Origin of the sequence: Pseudomonas sp. HMSC063H08 (genome assembly GCF_001813645.1) — a bacterium.
Lineage (GTDB): Bacteria > Pseudomonadota > Gammaproteobacteria > Pseudomonadales > Pseudomonadaceae > Pseudomonas > Pseudomonas aeruginosa.
Genome location: NZ_KV813594.1, coordinates 1 through 1,046, shown reverse-complemented (window position 1 = coordinate 1,046; position 1,046 = coordinate 1). Strand labels below are relative to the sequence as shown.

Genomic DNA, 1,046 nt, shown 5'->3' with positions numbered 1-1,046 from the left:
CGGCGCAGCGGTGTCGTCACGGTTGCAGGTAGCGGTGCTTCCAGCCTCCTTCGTCGCGGTCGTAGCGCAGGCGCTCGTGCAGCCGCTCGGTGCCGTTGCCCCAGAACTCCACCGACTCCAGGCACAGTTCGAACAGGCAGTAGCCCGGCGGGCGCGGCAGCGGGCCGTCGGTTTCCGCCAGGCGCCGGGCTTCGGCGCGCAGGGCGTGGATGTCGGCGAGGGTTTCGCTCTGCCGCGAGGCGATCGACATCGGGTGGGTCTGGTACGGGCGGCTCAGCCACTGGGCGTCGGCGCGCTCGTCGGGCAGGCGTTCGGCGCGGCCGTTGAGGATGATCTGCTGGCTGCTCTCGCGCCAGTACAGCACCCCCGAGGCCCAGGGGTTCTGCGCCAGTTCGCGGCCCTTCTGGCTATCGGCGTGGGTGGCGAACACCACCCCGCGTTCGCCGAGTTCGGCGATCACCACGATCCGCGTCGACGGCCGGCCCTGCTCGTCGACCGTGGCCAGGGCCAGTGCCCGCGGCTCGCGCACGCCATAGCGGCGGGCGCGTTCCAGCCAGTTGCGCAGCACCTCCATGGGGTTCGCCGGCGGCGCCTCGAACTCCGGGAAAGGGGCTTCGATGGTCCCGGTGAGGGACTCGGAAATGTTCGCGTTGACGCCCATCATGGCGTTCCTCCGTTCTGCCCGTTCACAGGTAGGCCCGGCCTTCGGCGAAGGCCGCGCCGTTGCCCGACACTTCCACCGCCGAGACCCGCTCGCCGGCGCCCTCGGCGCGGGCGTACATGCGCGACGGCCGGCCGATCTCGACGCCCTGGAGGATCTCGATCTGCTGCCCGTAGGGAATCTGCCGGTGGCGCGCCAGGTGGATCGCCAGCGGCCCGGCGGCGGAACCGGTGGCGGCGTCCTCGACCACGCCGTAGGCCGGCGAGAACATGCGGCTGCGCCAGTGCCGCCCGGCGCCGGCGAAGCAGTTCACCGCCAGGTCCGGGAAGTCGCACAGCGCGCGGTGGTCGGGGTGCAGCGCGGACAGCGCGGCGACGCTCTCCAG

The 1,046-nt window shown here is 72.4% G+C and carries 1 protein-coding gene and 1 pseudogene; both read right to left on the bottom strand.

The genetic code is table 11. The annotated features are described in order from the left end of the window. Positions 1-16: 16 nt before the first annotated feature. Positions 17-661 (bottom strand): phenazine biosynthesis FMN-dependent oxidase PhzG, encoded by a 645-nt coding sequence (gene phzG / locus HMPREF2924_RS28130; protein WP_116850927.1) that lies wholly within the window; start codon positions 659-661, stop codon positions 17-19. Positions 662-686: 25 nt separating this feature from the next. After that, positions 687-1,046, bottom strand: a pseudogene (gene phzF, locus HMPREF2924_RS28125) (phenazine biosynthesis protein PhzF); the annotation flags it as partial.

What these genes read in the sequence shown, in the direction of transcription:
- phzG (WP_116850927.1), bottom strand. Translation starts at nt 661, where the DNA reads ATGGGCGTCAACGCGAACATTTCCGAGTCCCTCACCGGGACCATCGAA.